Below are 16,904 nucleotides of genomic sequence, written 5' to 3'. Positions count from 1 at the left end.
AGACTTCCCACTGGGTTTGGCACGTCTGCTTTGCTTTTTAGCTCTATGTAACAAACAGGACTTACGCACAACCGCCATTTTTGGTTGGGGCACGGATTTGCGGTGCCCCTACAGGTAGCGCCTGTGCCGTCAAAAAAGCGTAAGTCCTAAGGAACCAAAAGCTAATTTGGCGAAATTACGGGTTTAGATACAGGGGGTAAAAATGAAGGGCTGTAATTAGACAATGGTCTACAAAATTAGACAAGGAAGCAGAAAAACCATCGGTTATGCGCGAGGATCTAGCTCAGACCAATCAGATGTTTTCGAGATAATTACTGTATTTTCTGCCAGATTCTATGAGTCTTGGTCACAGAAAAACAAGCAAACAGTAGAGCCGTTGAAAGATGCCGCAAGTCAGCTTTAAAACCAAACTCAAGCCCAATAACAAGCAGGCAACCTTGTTAGCTAAACACGCAGGCACGGCACGTCATGCTTGGAACTGGGGACTTTCCTTATGTCTTACAGCGTTAGACAATAAAGAAAAACTCCCAACGGCGATTGACCTCCATCAGCGTTTACTCGCAGAGGTGAAATCTGTAAACCCTTAGTACGATGAGGTTTCCCCCTGTAGCCCTCAACAAGCGCTGCGACATCTAGCCACGGCATTACAGCGATGGTTGGTGTCAAAGGTGTCCCAGAAACCCAAATTCAAAAAGAAGGGAAACAAGGACAGCTTCTACTTAGAAGGCGGCATCAAAATTAGTGGAAATCGGATAAACTTACCTCGAATTGGCTGGATAACTTGTCATGAAATACCGCCAAGTGTTACTGTAAAAAATGTCACTATAAGTAAACTGGCTCAGGATTGGTACATCAGTTTCAGCTCAGTCAGTTGTGTTCTGAATACTCCCACCAACAGCAGATGCCATTGCACATTCGCACATTTTCTTGTTCGTGCTGTGGTATGAAAAAAGACCAAGATTTCAACGCCTTGGTCAATCTGGAACACTATACCCCTGCCGTCAGCTCGACGGTGGTAGCTTGTGGAGACTCGCTCGTTACAGCCTGTGGGCAGTGGGAGTCGATGAAGCAGGAAACAGACTTCAATCTAGGTATGTCCAAGATTGTCTAAGTTCTGTAGAGCGGAAGGTGTCGTCACCGCCAGGATGAAGCCGGAACCGTAGGGGCTTGGTAACCAAGCTCGTACTTCCAAGGATGTCTTTGTTAACAAACATTAACTAACATTAACCAAAGGAGAGTCATCATGACAGATGCAGCGAATACGCCCCTAGACAATCAAAATAATCAACCGCAGCTAACCTTAAACACAGCCGCTGCCCGGAATTTGGCAACCACCACCAAAACCAAGCCCCAGATGCAGGGCATTTCGTCACGGTGGTTGTTGAAAATGCTGCCCTGGATACAAGTCGTCGGTGGTGCCTATCGGGTGAACCGTCGGTTTACCTATACCGTTGGCGATGGGCGCGTTACCTTCACCAACGTTGGGGCTGATATCCGCGTGATTCCCCAAGAACTGTGTGAACTGCCGTTGCTGCGGGGGTTCGACGATGACGATGTGTTGACAGCTTTGGCAGACCGATTTGTGCAGCAAGAATTTGCCGCCGGTGATGTGATCATTCAGGCGGGTCAATCGGCAGACCAGGTCATCCTGATTGCCCATGGTAAAGTGAACGTGATTGGATCTGGAAAATATGGTGATGAAGTCGTCTTAGGGGTGCTGGCTGACGGCGACCATTTTGGGGATCAAGCCGTTGTGCAGTCGGAAGATACTTGGGACGTTAGCCTACAAGCCGTTACTCGCTGTATTGTTTTGTCACTACCGGAAGAGGCGTTTCGGCAGTTGGTTAGCCAATCTGAAACCTTGCAGGCTCAGGTTGATCAATACCGCGCTAGCCTGAGCAAACCCCAGAGCGCCGAAGGGGAAGCCTTGATCGATTTATCTGCAGGACATCAGAGTGAAACCCCCTTGCCCGGAACCTTCGTGGATTATGAAGCCGCTCCCCGTGAGTATGAGTTGAGCTTGGCTCAAACGGTGTTGCGGGTCAACTCGCGAGTGTCTGACTTGTACAACGAACCGATGAATCAGACTGAGCAGCAATTGCGGCTGACGATTGAGACATTGCGGGAACAGCAGGAACATGAACTGATTAATAACCGCGACTTTGGGTTGCTGCACAATGCAGACCTGAAACAGCGCATCTTTACCCGTAGTGGTCCACCCACCCCAGATGATCTGGATGAACTAATCTCCATTGTCTGGAAAGAGCCGAGCTTCTTCCTCGCCCACCCCCGCGCGATCGCAGCCTTTGGTCGGGAGTGCAACCGTATGGGACTCTATCCCAACACTGTCCCCATGGGCAACAGCTCAGTACCCGCTTGGCGTGGCATCCCCATCTTTCCCAGCAACAAGATTCCCATCTCCAATACCCGGACTAGCTCCTTCATGTTGATGCGTGTGGGAGAAGCTAACCAAGGTGTCATCGGTCTCCACAAAACCGGTATCCCCGACGAATACCAACCCAGTCTGTCTGTCCGGTTCATGGGCATCAACGAAAAGGCGATCATCTCCTACCTAATCAGTGCCTACTACTCCACCGCCGTCCTCGTCCCCGACGCACTAGGCATCCTTGAAGATGTTGAAATCGGTCGTTAGGAAGAAGGTGAGAACGCTGTCTACCGAGGACTAATTAAGGGGCAAGTCGGGGCGGGTTTATTCATATCTGGGTGCAAAAAGATAGTAGTAAAACCCGCCCTTCAGGAGAGCAGGGGATGTAGGGAATGTAGGGGCGGGTTTTACAGATAACTTATGGCAACAACTGATAACTTGACTAAACCCGCCCTTTTCCGGTGGCGATCGCTATCAGCCGAGGGAGCAGGAACCCCATCGCTGAAAATTAGAAGGGGCAAGGGTTGTGGCTTAAGTTGACACCCCTGGTGGGCAGTGCCCACCCTACTACTAATTAAGGAGCAAGTCGGGGCGGGTTTATTCATATCTGGGTGCAACCCGCCAATGATAGTAGTAAAACCCGCCCCTACATTCAACCCGCCCTTCTTTGGTCTTAGGTCTTTTTGTGAGTTACGAGCAGTATGGAGTATTAAGTTGTAAGCAACCCCGGTCTAAAGCTTGCCCTCGAGCGAAGCGAAGGGACACGGAGCTTTAGCCAAGTAAGTTAAAGCTGTGCTTACCAGCCTAAGTGCTAAGCGCACTACGTTATCGGCAAGTGTTAAAGACCTACCAGTAGATGCGATAGCCAGTCTACTGCTCTAGAACCAAAAAGTTAAACAGTTTTAAGGTCACTGAAACAGTGCTTTTTGGATAGTTACCGACTGATAACATTGGCGAGGCTAACTTTACCCCAGAAATGGGAGACAATTGGAGGGGCAACCATACCCCTCCACCCCCTAAAAAAGTATGCGGTTAAAACCGCTACCGCGTGTTCCTCCCTGGTCTTTAGACACAGGGTTTCCCACAGCGAAGGAGTTTTTATGACAGATGCCGCCAATTTGCAGGTTGAGAGTGAACAGCCGCAGATGAGTTTGAATACAGCCGCCGCCCGGAATTTGGCAACCACGACCAAAACCGTGCCGCAGATGCAAGGCATCACCCCACGGTGGCTGTTAAAGATGTTGCCCTGGGTGCAGATCAAGGGGGGTACTTATCGGGTGAACCGTCGGTTGCGCTATACCGTCGGGGATGGACGAGTCAGCTTTACTAATACGGGAACCGAAGTGCGGGTGATTCCCGAATCCCTATGTGAGCTACCCTTACTGCGCGGGTTTGACGATGTTGAGGTGTTAAATGCCTTAGCTGACGGATTTGTGCAACAAGAGTTTGCCGCAGGTGACGTGATTGTTCAGGCGGGTCAACCTGCCGATCGCGTGTTACTCATTGCTCACGGTAAAGTCAACAAGATGATACCGGGAAAATATGAGGAAGAGGCTTTACGAGATATACTCGCCGACGGTGACTATTTTGGGGGTCAAGCTCTGGTTGAGTCCCAGGACAGTTGGCATGTCACCCTACGGGCAGTAACGAGCTGTACAGTATTATCCCTGCCGATTCAGGCATTTCGAGAGTTACTCAACCAGTCCGAGGCGCTCCAAGCTCAGGTCGATCAATTTAGAGACAGGTTGAGACAGCCCCAGGACAAGCACGGTCAAGCCGCGATCGCTATGTCAGCGGGACATCCGGTGGAAACCCTGCTACCAGGGACGTTTGTGGATTACGACTTAACACCGCGCGAGTATGAGTTGAGTGTGGCTCAAACCATTTTGCGGGTCAACACGCGAGTGGCTGATCTGTACAATGAACCCATAAATCAGGTTGAGCAACAGTTACGGCTGACGATTGAGGCGTTGCGGGAACGGCAGGAATACGAAGTGATTAATAACCGCGAATTCGGGTTATTGCACAATGCGGATCTCAAGGAGCGCATTTTTACCCGCACCGGTCCACCTGCCCCAAATGACATGGATGAACTCCTCTCTCTGCGGAAGAAGACGAAGTTCTTCCTGGCTCACCCCCGCACCATTGCTGCCTTTGGTCGGGAATGTAACCACCGTGGCATTTATCCCCAGAGTGTTGAGGTAAACGGGCAGATGATCTTCGGTTGGCGCAGCGTTCCCATCTTTCCCTGCAACAAGATTCCGATTACGAAAGCTGGTACTAGCTCTATCCTGGCACTCCGCATCGGTGAGGAGAATGACGGGGTGGTTGGGTTACACCAAACGGGTATCCCCGATGAATACCAACCCAGCTTGTCTGTCCGGTTCATGGGTATCAACGAAAAGGCGATTATGTCTTATCTAATCAGCGCCTACTATTCCGCAGCCGTTCTCGTCCCTGACGCGCTGGGCATCCTTGAAGAGGTGGAAATCGGGCGCTGAGGGAAGGCATTGATGATCATAAAACTATGCCTGCCTTAGTCTAGGGTCTGCTGCAGGGAGCAATGTAGAGACGTGCCATGGCACGTCTGGGAGTCGCCCTTTCCTGAGCAAGGGCGGGTTTAGTCGCATTTGGGTGCAACCGAAAAGATAGTAGTAAAACCCGCCCCTACAATTGATTTATACAAGTGGTTTTTAACACGACAAATTTTTCCATCTGAAATACTGAACAATCCTCAATTACCCCAGCTAATGCTGGAGTGATTCCCTGAGTTAGCCTCTTTTGCGCCTCTAACGTGACAGGTTGATAGTCTCGCAGCCAATCATGATTGGCTAGATACTCTGGCGTGAAGGCAGTATTCTCTAATAGCCAAAAATCTACTCCATAAAGTTGGATAAACTGTTTCACTTCCTCTAAATCAGCACTGTACTGGGCTTTAATTAAGTCAATTGTGCGTTGGCGAAATTGACGATAATACCCCCAATGATAAGGAATCGCATATTCCCGCCCGACTAAAATAGATCGTTGGGCAAAGGTGGGTAGATTATCTGCCTCTTCTGATACCGAGGCAATTAAACTATCTTTCGGTTGTTGCTGAAAGAATTGATACAAAGCAGGAAAATTACCGTCTTTGTATTTGGTTAACGGAAAGGGTTTCACTAAGTAGGGATAGAAAAGTAATGCTACTGTGATGAAGCTAATGGTTAGGTAGTGGTAAATTTTGAGTTTTGAGTAGGGGCGGGTTTCTCCATTATCGTTTCTTTTCGCCCTGCTGTCACTAAACCTACCCTGACAAAGGATGAGAGTTTTAAGTTTTGCCGGATGGCAATCTGTTCTCAAAATAGCATCCAGCGTGATTGTTAAAACCATCCCGGCTGATACGGATAAAAGAATACGAAAGCTATGTTCTGTATAACGACTGGGAAGATGCAGGTTAAATAGTAGCAGATGGGCAGTGATGAATATTAATAGAGAGGCACAAAAAACTTGAGCTAATACTCGGATCTGAGGGGAAATAGATTTAACTAGGGGAAATGAGTTGGGATATCGGCATAGAATGGGTAATAGTATGCCTAAGGCTAAAGTTGCAGGTCTAACGAAGCCTACGTCTAATAAGCCACTGCGGGGACTGAGAAAAAAGAAATACCAGGGGTTATTACTGAAAAAATAACTGCGCCCATTTCCCCAAAATTCTGGTAATTGTTTGGCTTGAGTGGCGGTGATGACTGGATCGAATTTTCCGGGAATGAGGGCGTAGGCGGAAATGGCGATTAGGGCTATGATTAGACCGATTGTGGATAGGGAATGGGGGTGTAGATTGACGGTTTTTTGGAAACGCAGAGGGGCGCAGAGGTAAGCGCGGAGGGGCGCAGAGGTTCGTATAAGTGAGTTTTTTTTGGTGAGGAGTTGCAGGGTGAATAGGGCGGCACAAATTAATAGGTATTGGGGATAGAATAGAGATAATAGGATGATTGTGGTTAGGCAAGGTAGTAGAGATTGGCGTAGTAAGTAGTATAAGAAGGCGATGAATAGGGGGTAAACAAAGGCTCTGGGGGTGGCTGAGATTAGATCATCTTTCATCCAAAGACTTTGATTGAGTAGTACTGTGGTGATAAAGCCAGCCGCAGGTACGGGTAGGAGTTGTAGGGATATGCAAAAACAGTACCCTGTCGCGATCGCGCCGAGAATTGGCGGTAAGAGTTTGTTGAAGAGAAAGGGATGGATGCCTACAGCGGCGGCGATGCGGTAAATCGTACTGTATCCCACAGGGGCAACGGATTGGAAATAATCGGCAATTAAGTCATGGGGAAATAATCCGCCATCAATGAACCGTTGCATCCAAAAAATATGCTGACGGGCATCATCTTGAACGATATAGGGATGACTAAATGCTTCTCGCAGTGCTAACCCACTGTAAATTGCGGTGATGATTAAGCTTAAACTGAACCAAAATAAAATATGAAAGGTTAATCCTATTTCTCTGGGTTGGGTTAAAGCGTTTTGCAGTTTATAACGGTTACCAATTTTAGTCGCAGTGTCATTCAAATTCCGAACCTTCGTCAGCAGAAGTATCAGTACCCGACTTGCGTTCCTGAAGCTGTAACAGAATTTCTGCATGAATTTCGCGAGTGATGGGATAGAAGTATGCCAAAATTAATCCACAAAGTAAGAACACGGTAGGCAATGGACCAACAACTAACCGAATCGCCAGCAGCGCTGAAGCCGGTTGTTCGGGTATCGGTTGACCCGGTTCACTAGTCAAAAACCCCGCCAAATCCAGCGCTTGTCCCACGAGAAACAACCCCAAGGCTAATCCTATCTTTTGCAGGAGTACCATAAACGAATAGAAAATTCCCTCGCGCCGTTGACCCGTATTCAGTTCATCCAATTCAATCACATCGGGTAACATTGACCAAGGGATGAGATAGGCAATAGCAATACCAAACCCTGCCATGACAAAGAGGAGATACATTAAACCAACCTGATCCCGTGGTAAAAAGAATAGTCCGCCTTGACCGACAATCCAGACACTCATTCCCATAAAATAAACTGCCCGTTTACCGACGCGCTGACTGACCCAATTCCAGACAAACAGCATCAATAATGCTACAGATTGAACCACTAAGGCGGCGGTAAAATAGGACTCTTGACCCATCCAGTTAACCAAATAATAGGGAATAATCGCCGCTGTTAACTGAAAGGCTAACCAAGAAAACAGATAAATCCCAATTACATAGAGAAAAGGGCGATTGCTAAAGGCAATTTTTAGCTGTTCTAAAAAAGGGATTTCCGTTTCATTACTCTCCTCCACCGTTTCATGTGAACGCCGTTCCCCCGCCGCCGTTGGATCTGTGGTTCCCCACACGCACCAATAGGCGGGTAGAACAGATAGAACTGTACAGATGAGTCCCAAGACTAGATATTTTTCTTGATCATTAGGAATAACTCGGAAGATAAATTGACCCAGGGCTAGGGATAGAATACTCCCGCCAATGGAGAAGGCAAAGCGAAAACTATTCAAGCTGGTACGTTCGTTGTAATCTTGAGTCAGTTCTGGCGTCAATGCGGTATAGGGCAAATTGACGCCTGTAAACGCCATATTGAATAAAATACTGACAATCACGTAATACCAAAACAACGCCGACTGATTGATAGGGGGTACAACCCATTGCAGGAAAAAGAACACGCCAAAGGGAATACCGGATAGGATCATCCAGGTATGGCGTCGCCCCCAACGGAACCGAGTGCGATCGCTTAATACTCCAACAATGGGATCATTAATCGCATCCCAGATTTTGCCGATTAACAGCACCGTACTGGCTAACCCTGGACTTAATCCAGCTACATTGGTGAGGAAAATTAGAAAGGAGAACGCCAACAGGGTAGCTGTAATCCCCGCCCCCATATCACCCGCCCCGTAAGCCATTTTCGTGGCAAGATTAAGTTTTTCCGGTTGGGCTGGTTTTGGTGGAACTGAAGACTCTGATGGAGCGGGATGACTCATTGCCGTTTTTTCTTGCTTAAACAGGTAAATTTAACACAACTTATTCAGTTTGACGAATCATGTCAGGAAAATGTTGCCATTTGTTATTGATTCACGCCTCACGGCTTCCTATTTATTCACTATTCATAATAGTTGTTTGATAGCTTGCTTGAGTCTTGTATTACTACTTTTCAGAACGGTAATATTTAAACGATTAGCCGATTCAGCCTGAAGCAAAGCATTCATCGCGTTGTAATACAAATCTGTATCGTAAGCCATCAAAATTAAATCAACTCCAGCGTTAATGGCTTTTACCGTAGCCGCCTCTAACCCATCTCGACTGCCATAAACCGCATGCATACTAAAATCATCTGTAATCAGAATGCCATTATGCTGCCATTTGTCTCTAATAATGTCTGTAACAACTTGTTGAGAAAACGATACAGGATGGTCAGGATCAACGGCAAGTAATTGAGCGTGTCCCAACATCGTAAAGGCGTTTGTTTTACTCATAACTTCCCGGAACGGCATCCAGTCTGCTTGGGTTAATTCCGCTACCGACGTTTTCAATTGAGCATCCTCAAGATGGGTATCCGTATCCACTCGTCCCAATCCAGGGAAATGTTTAATGGTACAGATTACGCCATAGTCAGCTAAGGTTTGGCAATACCATAATGCTACTTTAGCGACAATATCTTTATCGGCGGATATGGCTCTCAGATAAATTTTAGAATACTTATCTTCAGAACTGATAATCCCATAATTTAAATCCACGACTGGGGCAAAGTTTAAATTAATACCAATCTCCGACAACTCTTTGCCCTGAATACTAGCATAGCGGATAACGTCTTCTTTGGCGCTATCGATATCTTTTTCATCTTTAATAATTGATGATAAGGGGGGTAATTGAGTTAAAGGCGGAGATAATCGCGAGACAATACCGCCTTCTTGATCCGTGGCTATCCACAAGGGTGATAACCCCTGATTGGCGCGAATGGCTTGTAACGATTGGATTTCTCTATTAATGTCGTCTGGGGTTTTATTCTGGATATTTCGTCTAGTGATAAAGACACCCGCGATCGCGCCTTTTTCAACCAGAGTTTTTACCTCCTCAAGATTACGATAACCCACGATAAAATGCTGACCCAGAGTTTCCAGTTGGCTTGCTTCTCGATTGAGAATCGCTTGTTTAGTCAACTGGAATTTAACTTCCGTCGTCACCGCCAAAGAAAAACTGAATGACGCGATCGCTAAAATCAAAACGCTGAGAATAACGTGTCTTTGGCTTGAATTTCTCGTCCAGCCTGAAATTTCCGAAACGATTAATCCTAAACTGAGGATAAACACCAAACCAAATGCCCAATCCCTTAAACTTGCCAGCCATGGCGTTCTAAAATAAACTGCGGGAAACACTAAACTGACAGCAAAACCCAGTTTTACGATTTTTATCAAAAGTTTAATAAACACAATTATTCCTCATAGTTAAAGGAACAGAACATAGTAAAGTAAGTAGTCGGACTTTCATTAAAGTTAACGGTTGAGATTAGGCAACAGGCAACAGTAAGAGTTTGAACCTTCTTAAGGTTTCTTAGTATAGGGTACAGAATTTATGTCCAGGTACTTATATCGTTTCCAGTTATTTCTCAAATCCTATAAAAGGTTAAATTTTTTCCTAAAACTCCCTCTGCGAACCTCTGCGCTAACCTCTGCGTCCCTCTGCGTTAAAAACGGACTTAATCTGAATGGAACTTATAGTAGGCGATGGGAATATTTTTAGCACTAAAGCGCAACGACAAACCTCTATCATACGTCATACTTACCCGGAGACTCGGCAGCTTTCGGCGACTGAGAAGGTTTCACTTCGTAAGGTTGAGAGGGTAAAATTTCCAACTGTCGATGCTTCGGCTTTTCCACTTCCTTAGGTTTAGGTTTGGGTTTAGCTTTGCCTTTTCCACTGGAACCGCGTCGCCGTTGAGAAGTACCTTCTTCACTGGTATTTTCCGCAACGACTTCATACAATATTGCCAACTTATTCTGATCCGTTCCCTTGCGTAACACTCGCCCTAATCGCTGCACATATTCCCGTTCTGAACCTGTTCCCGATAAAATAATCGCCACTCGTGCATCAGGAACATCAACGCCTTCATTTAAAACATGGGAGGCGACCAAAATTTTATAGTCTCCCTCGCGAAATCGTTGGAGAATCTCGTGACGTTCTTTGACAGGAGTGTGGTGGGTAATCGCAGGAATCAGCAATTCTTGGGAAATCCGATAAACTGTGGCATTATCATTTGTGAATACCAAGATCCGTTCCGGATAATGTTTCGCGACTAAATCGGCTAATACTCGTAATTTCCCTTCCGTTCCTAAAGCAATTTCCTTAGATTCCCGATGCGCTAACATAGCGCGACGCCCTTGTTGAGAACCCGCACTAGCTTGCACAAACCGTTGCCATCCGTCTAAACTGCTTAAGTAAATATTTGACTCTCTTAAAAAATCATTCCGCAGTTTCAGACAAGCATCGTAGCGATCGCGCTCTTGGTGTGATAGTTTAACTTTAATCTGCACCACCTTATGTTCTGCCAAGGCTAACCCAGCCAAGTCATCGGGGCTTTTGCGATAGACCTGTTGACCGATTAAGCCATCTAGGTCATTATGACGCCCATCAGTACGTTCCGGGGTAGCCGTAAGTCCGAGTCGGTAGGGTGCGATCGCGTATTCAGCAATTGCCCGATAAAAGTCGGTGGGTAGGTGGTGACATTCGTCAAAAATTAACAACCCGTATTGATTTCCCAGGTATTCGGCGTGGATTGTGGCGCTATCGTAAGTGGAGATCAAGATTGGTGTGCGATCGCGCGAACCTCCCCCTAATAATCCTACCTCTACATCCGGAAACGCGGCTTCTAACTGGGCGTACCATTGATGCATTAAATCCAAGGTGGGTACAACAATTAACGTACTGCGAGGCGTCGATTGCATCGCCAGTTGAGCCAGATAGGTTTTTCCGGCGGCGGTAGGTAATACCACCACCCCGCGACGCCCTGCTAATTTCCAGGCTAATAAGGCTTCCTGTTGATGAGGATAAGGTTCCATCTCAAAGCTAGAAACCAACTCCAAAGGAATAAATTCCTTCGCATCATCAATAAAATCAACCTCAGAGGCTTGCAGCACTTCCACCAGGGGACGATAGTGCATCCCTGGAATCCGAAACTTTTCCACCCGATCATCCCATGTCGCATAATCCACCCACGCCTTACCCCGTGGGGGTGGATGGAGGAGTAGAGTTCCCCGGTCAAAGGTTAATTTTGGGGTACGCGCCATTCGTTTATTATGTAGTAATCCCCTTCGTCATTGTGTCATTGTATAGTGCCAGAGTCGAGGACGCGATCGCACGGCTATCTGCATACTGTTCCAGGCATAGCCAGCTACATCTTTAAGCATCGTGATTCTCTCTATCCATAATGGAATGGGCAAAAGAGCGACACTGGGGGTTAAAATGATTGAGGTTGTGCGATCGCGTCAAGTAAACTTTCTCTATGCATGCCCTTTCAGTTCCAACGTGGCTCATTCACGTCTCTAGCGTTATCGAATGGATTGCCGCTATCTGGTTAATCTGGAGTTATGGTGACATTACAGGCAATCGTTACTGGTGGGCATTATCTTGTGCCATGTTTCCTGCCTTAGTCGGTGCGATGTGTGCTTGTACCTGGCACTTTTTTGACAATCCTGAATCCTTGGATTGGTTAGTTACCCTGCAAGCCTCGATGACGGTATTAGGAAATATTACCCTTTGTGCCGCCGCTTGGTGGATTTGGCGCTGTTCGCGAAAAGCTGATCAGAGTGATAGCCGCGAATCGGAAAAATCTAAAACGCCCGCTGATGTTGTTTAGCCAAAATACTCATTCAGAGGAGTAATGAACAAGGGCGCACGTCTATGCGCCCCTACGTTAATCGATAATGTGATGATTTCCAAAGATACTTTATTTGCGGTTTCCTTATTCCCTTACCTGGGTTTTTTGTGGTTTCTAACTCGTTCCGGACAAACCCCAAGGTTAGCACTGATTGGATTTTATGCGCTGTTGGTGTTTGTGGGAGTGACGATTCCGGCGGGAATTTATGCCAAGGTTGCCTTTGGGGAACAATTAGCCAATGTTGATTGGTTGCATGGGAGTGCTGAGTTTTTTTTAACCCTATCTAATATTTTGGTCGTTTTAGGTTTTCGCCAAGCGATTATTCAACACAAGCGTTCCTCGTCTTAACCTAATTGTTCCCCACACCCTACACCCTACACCCTACACCCTACACCCTACACCCTACACCCTACACCCTACACCCTACACCCCAAACCCTACACCCTACACCCCACACCCCAAACCCTACACCCTACACCCTACACCCCACACCCTACACCCCACACCCCACACCCCAAACCCCACACCCTACACCCCACACCCTACACCCCACACCCTACACCCTACACCCTACACCCCACACCCCACACCCTACAACGCTTGTCGGGGATAGCGCTGCATTAATGATCTCACCTCTCCAGCATGATATGAACTGCGGGTGAGGGGGGAGGAGACAACTTGTAAAAAGCCGATAGATTCGCCAAACTCTCGCCAAGTATCAAACTGTTCTGGGGTGATAAACTCAGTCACACCTAAATGCTTTTGACTCGGTTGAAGATATTGCCCAATGGTGAGAATATCACAATTGACGGCTCGCATATCCTGCATAACTTGGCGCACTTCGGCATCTGTTTCACCTAATCCCACCATGATGCCAGATTTGGTGTAAATCCAGGGGGCGAGTTCATGGGTACGTTGGAGAAGTTCCAGCGATCGCGGATAATCTCCTTGAGGGCGTACTCGTCGATAGAGTCGGGGGATGGTTTCGGTATTATGGTTGAGGACTTCGGGTTTAGCTTGGAGAATGGTGGCTAGGGCATCCCAATTGCCACACAAATCAGGAATTAATACTTCGATGGTGGTTTGAGGCGAGATAGCGCGAATCGCTTCAATGCAGTGGACAAATTGAGAAGCACCCCCATCAGGTAAATCATCCCGATTAACCGAAGTAATCACCACATGCTGAAGTTTCAGTCGCCCTACTGCTTCCGCTAATCGGGTAGGTTCTGTAGGATCAAGGGGTTTGGGTTTCTTCTCGAAATCAATATCACAATAAGGACAAGCACGGGTACAGGCAGGTCCCATAATTAAAAAGGTAGCAGTGCCAGCATTGAAGCACTCACCGATATTGGGACAAGAGGCTTCCTCACAGACAGTATTCAGTGCCAAATCCCGTAAAATATCCTTAACGTTGCCTACACGCTGCCATTGCGGTGCTTTGACTCTTAACCATTCAGGTTTAACGACCACTCCTGAACATGCTCCCACGAAAGTACCAGTGTTAATCCTAACAAGTCTGTGGTAGTATGGATGAGATATTACGGGATGTAGCGCAGCTTGGTAGCGCACCTCGTTCGGGACGAGGGGGTCGCAGGTTCAAATCCTGTCATCCCGATTTTGAGATAATTAAGTGATGGGTGGCGTCGATTTAAGCTTTTAGCTAGAAATATTCAGCAGACCCTAAATATCTTGGGGATATTCCTTCCATAATGAAGTGGTGTGATGTAGACTCTGGTGATTGCCATTTCCCAAAATCAGGTGGTCCACTAAAGGTGTTTCGATTAGCAGCGCCCCCTGCAAAAGCTGTTTGGTCAAGAAAATGTCTTTCTCAGAAGGTTCAACACTACCCGTTGGATGACTATGCCCGATAATAAACCGTGTCGCCCCATGGCGCAAGACGGCTTGTAAAATCTCGCGAGGACAGGCTAATGTTTCCGTTGCTGTACCAACTGAGATGAGTTTAATCCCCAATAAGTGATTTTTCACATCCAACAGCAACACAGCAAAACGTTCCTGAGTTTGCCACATTAACTCATGACTGAAAGCCGCCGCCGCCGCCATGGGACTATCAATTATAGTGCCTTCTGTGGGGCGAGACTGAAAGGTGCGTTTTCCCAGTTCAATGGCGGCTAGCATCGTGGCGGCTTTGGCTGGTCCGACGCCATGGATACGCATTAACTCTTGAGGGGAGATATCTCGCAATACCGCCATAGGATCACGCTCATCTTGACTTAATTGCTGCAAAATATATTGTCCTAAACCGACTGCCGAAAGTTTACCTTTCCCCTGACCTGTGGCAAGTAAAATAGCAATCAGTTCCGCTGTCGCCAAATTTTTGGCACCGATCGCCATTAATCGTTCGCGTGGACGTTCGCTAGCAGGAATATCGGCAATTCTAAGGCTATAGGTCATAACGCTACCCTATCACTGCGGGACAAGCCGGTCATTATCAGGTTCGGTTGAATAGTTACACGTTGGTACTACCGAGGGCAAATGACTCCAAGGTAAGAACTAAGCTGGTACGGTAAAAGTCAAGAATCACTGTCTAGAGAGACATGATATCATGGCTGAGATATTATTGCTATAATAATAGAATTTTGGACTCAGATTTGTAAAGTTAGGTGATTGGCGATTGGGGAAGAGGAAATGTAGCGTCTGACCCACTATTAATTGTAGTCTTGTCACCGTTAACTGTGGTGACAGCAAGGGACACCCTAACGGTGATGGAGATGATTCAGGAGTTCTATATCAACATATTGGTTATCTCCAGCATCTCCGGCGAGAACGCTAAAGGGTTGATCGGGTTCTCCGAGATGATTTAACACGAGTACTGCCTGGGTAAAATCTTGGTCTTTTGTATAATTGTTGACTGTAATTAGTGTGGTGATACCTGCTTGTGTAGCCGCAATTAAACCCTGATCAGAATCTTCGATCGCTAAACAGTCTTGGGGTGGAAAATCCATTTGCCGCAGTACATAGTTGTAAATATCGGGGGCGGGTTTTTTGGCGGGGACGATATCACCCGCCGCGATCGCGTCAAACCACGCCGGACTCTCATGCCCTAGGGTATGCTGCAAAAGGGCAGTTACATTAGTAGGGGCGGTAGTGGTGGCGATCGCTAACCGAATTCCTTGCGATCGCGCCCCTTTAATCAATCGTTGCACACCAAGGCGTAGGGGGATAGATCCCGTGGCGATCAGTTGGCGATAATGTTGAGTTTTTGCCCGGTGCAGATTAGCAATGAACTCGTCGAAATTGCCAGGAGGTTGGAAATCGGGGCGATATTGGTTCAAATAATAGCGGATACGTTCTTTCCCACCAGCAACCGCGAGTAATTCACCATAGAGGGAAACAGACCAATTCCAATCATATCCAGCTTCGGCAAAGGCGCGGTTAAATGCTACGCGGTGTCCCTCTTGTTCGGTATTGGCTAATGTCCCATCAACGTCAAAGATTAATGCTCCAAGTTTGGTCATTGGTCTGATGTCTTATGTCTGATGTCAGCAACTATACCGACATAAGATGTAAACACGCAAGCGGCTTTTGGAAACGAGCACAACCTTGTTCTGGGAAAAGAGGCGGAAAAACAACCTAAAATCCCCCGACTTTTCAGGGGGGGATCAGCGTATCCGAGCAAGGGATGACTAAGTCTTCTGCGCTAATCTATCTAGGTATTCTGCGCTGATCTACCTAGGTCTTCTACGTTAACCTACTGGGGTGGCACACCTTATTTGATAGATTAGATTCGGCTTGTAGTAAGGGCTTTAGCCCTATATCCTGTTGCGTTTCCTGTCGTCAACCCAACCTACAATCTATGCCACCATTTTAGCTGTGTCACGCCACTACATAAGTCTTGCACGTCTGCTACCTCCACCGTCTGAATTTGACCGACTTAACACCAATCAGATTTAATAGGGGACAAGCATTAAGGTCAATCAGGCATTTGAGATGATTTTTCGGCAACTGATAGCATTCCTAGTCGCGATCGCTCTATTCGTTCATCCTCTATCTGCTCAAGCGGCTGACTATCCGCCTCCCTTATCCTACAGTCACGCCCAACTCACAGGCAAAGACTTTTCCGGTCAAAATTTACAGACGGCTGAATTTGCTAATGCCAATTTACAGTTAAGTAATTTTGCCTATGCTGACTTGCGAGGTGCTATTTTTAGTGGTTCGGTGATGACTCATGCCAATTTGCACGGTGCGGATTTAAGCTATGGCATGTTAGATCAGGCAGATTTGACGGGTGCAGATTTAAGTGATGTGATTTTAGTCGAAACTCTCTTACTTGGATCAGTATTTGATAATACATTAATCATGGGGGCTGACTTCACTGATGCTCTCTTGGACGGCGCACAACTGAAACACTTATGTCAGCAGGCTTCAGGGATTAATTTTAAAACTGGCGTAACCACAAGCGATTCTCTTGGTTGTTCTTAATGTCTGTGTACGGAGATGGGTGATGAGGGAATTGAGGATTTTTTTCAGGAGATTAAAGGCATTCAATAAGCTGGATGTTTTGTTCATGGTACTCGCTTATTTTCCAGCAAAATACAGGGTTAATTACTGGGTAAACTTGCCATAAATGATGAATAATTTATCGGCTAAACCTGCTCATCCAAAT

Annotated in this window: 13 protein-coding genes and 1 tRNA gene; 7 read left to right on the top strand and 7 right to left on the bottom strand. The window is 46.8% G+C overall.

The window, feature by feature from the left end; translation table 11 throughout:
• Positions 1–383 precede the first annotated feature (383 nt).
• The 3 genes from RIG27_RS00375 (at position 384) to RIG27_RS00365 (ending at position 4,887) form a co-directional block, all read left to right on the top strand.
• Positions 384–587, top strand: coding sequence for a helix-turn-helix domain-containing protein (locus RIG27_RS00375; protein ID WP_446341380.1), 204 nt, complete (start codon positions 384–386; stop codon positions 585–587).
• 656 nt (positions 588–1,243) lie between these two features.
• Entirely contained in the window at positions 1,244–2,653 is a 1,410-nt protein-coding gene (locus tag RIG27_RS00370) for a family 2B encapsulin nanocompartment shell protein (protein ID WP_446341378.1), read from the top strand.
• Between the two features lie 833 nt (positions 2,654–3,486).
• The gene (locus RIG27_RS00365; RefSeq protein WP_446341376.1) at positions 3,487–4,887 is read left to right on the top strand and encodes a family 2B encapsulin nanocompartment shell protein; all 1,401 of its coding nucleotides are present in this window, start codon (positions 3,487–3,489) and stop codon (positions 4,885–4,887) included.
• A gap of 166 nt (positions 4,888–5,053) precedes the next feature.
• Here the strand turns inward: RIG27_RS00365 and RIG27_RS00360 are convergent, their stop codons facing one another.
• The 4 genes from RIG27_RS00360 to RIG27_RS00345 all read right to left on the bottom strand — a co-directional run bounded on the left by RIG27_RS00360 (position 5,054) and on the right by RIG27_RS00345 (position 11,690).
• Positions 5,054–6,931, bottom strand: a complete 1,878-nt coding sequence (locus RIG27_RS00360; RefSeq protein ID WP_446341374.1) for a hypothetical protein — start codon at positions 6,929–6,931, stop codon at positions 5,054–5,056.
• Positions 6,924–8,390, bottom strand: coding sequence for an MFS transporter (locus tag RIG27_RS00355; RefSeq protein ID WP_446341372.1), 1,467 nt, complete (start codon positions 8,388–8,390; stop codon positions 6,924–6,926). Before RIG27_RS00355 ends, RIG27_RS00360 begins: the two co-directional genes overlap by 8 nt.
• Positions 8,391–8,513: 123 nt before the next feature.
• Complete coding sequence (locus tag RIG27_RS00350; protein WP_446341370.1) at positions 8,514–9,836, bottom strand: glycoside hydrolase family 3 N-terminal domain-containing protein; 1,323 nt, start codon at positions 9,834–9,836, stop codon at positions 8,514–8,516.
• 336 nt (positions 9,837–10,172) lie between these two features.
• Entirely contained in the window at positions 10,173–11,690 is a 1,518-nt protein-coding gene (locus tag RIG27_RS00345; protein WP_446341368.1) for a DEAD/DEAH box helicase family protein, read from the bottom strand.
• A 215-nt stretch (positions 11,691–11,905) separates the two neighbouring features.
• On the opposite strand from RIG27_RS00345, the gene RIG27_RS00340 reads away from it, so the two are divergent.
• Both RIG27_RS00340 and RIG27_RS00335 read left to right on the top strand, forming a co-directional pair.
• The gene (locus RIG27_RS00340; RefSeq protein WP_446341366.1) at positions 11,906–12,259 is read left to right on the top strand and encodes a DUF2499 domain-containing protein; all 354 of its coding nucleotides are present in this window, start codon (positions 11,906–11,908) and stop codon (positions 12,257–12,259) included.
• Positions 12,260–12,331: 72 nt separating this feature from the next.
• The gene (locus RIG27_RS00335; RefSeq protein WP_044204340.1) at positions 12,332–12,628 is read left to right on the top strand and encodes a DUF3593 domain-containing protein; all 297 of its coding nucleotides are present in this window, start codon (positions 12,332–12,334) and stop codon (positions 12,626–12,628) included.
• 243 nt (positions 12,629–12,871) lie between these two features.
• Here RIG27_RS00335 and lipA read toward each other — a convergent pair whose 3' ends face one another.
• Entirely contained in the window at positions 12,872–13,750 is an 879-nt protein-coding gene (gene lipA / locus RIG27_RS00330) for a lipoyl synthase (protein WP_446341364.1), read from the bottom strand.
• A gap of 71 nt (positions 13,751–13,821) precedes the next feature.
• Between lipA and RIG27_RS00325 the strand changes: the two genes are divergently transcribed.
• Positions 13,822–13,895, top strand: a tRNA-Pro gene (locus tag RIG27_RS00325).
• A 65-nt stretch (positions 13,896–13,960) separates the two neighbouring features.
• Here RIG27_RS00325 and radC read toward each other — a convergent pair.
• Positions 13,961–14,692 (bottom strand): RadC family protein, encoded by a 732-nt coding sequence (gene radC, locus RIG27_RS00320; protein WP_446341362.1) that lies wholly within the window; start codon positions 14,690–14,692, stop codon positions 13,961–13,963.
• A 302-nt stretch (positions 14,693–14,994) separates the two neighbouring features.
• Positions 14,995–15,756: an HAD family hydrolase gene (locus RIG27_RS00315; protein WP_446341360.1), complete on the bottom strand. Its 762-nt coding sequence runs from the start codon at positions 15,754–15,756 to the stop codon at positions 14,995–14,997.
• Positions 15,757–16,228: 472 nt separating this feature from the next.
• Here RIG27_RS00315 and RIG27_RS00310 point away from each other — a divergent pair, with 472 nt between their 5' ends.
• The gene (locus RIG27_RS00310) at positions 16,229–16,720 is read left to right on the top strand and encodes a pentapeptide repeat-containing protein (RefSeq protein ID WP_446341358.1); all 492 of its coding nucleotides are present in this window, start codon (positions 16,229–16,231) and stop codon (positions 16,718–16,720) included.
• Positions 16,721–16,904 lie beyond the last annotated feature (184 nt).

It is taken from the genome of Coleofasciculus sp. F4-SAH-05, from assembly GCF_040222985.1.
GTDB lineage: Bacteria > Cyanobacteriota > Cyanobacteriia > Cyanobacteriales > Coleofasciculaceae > Coleofasciculus > Coleofasciculus chthonoplastes.
This window is presented reverse-complemented; position numbering and strand designations above follow the sequence as displayed.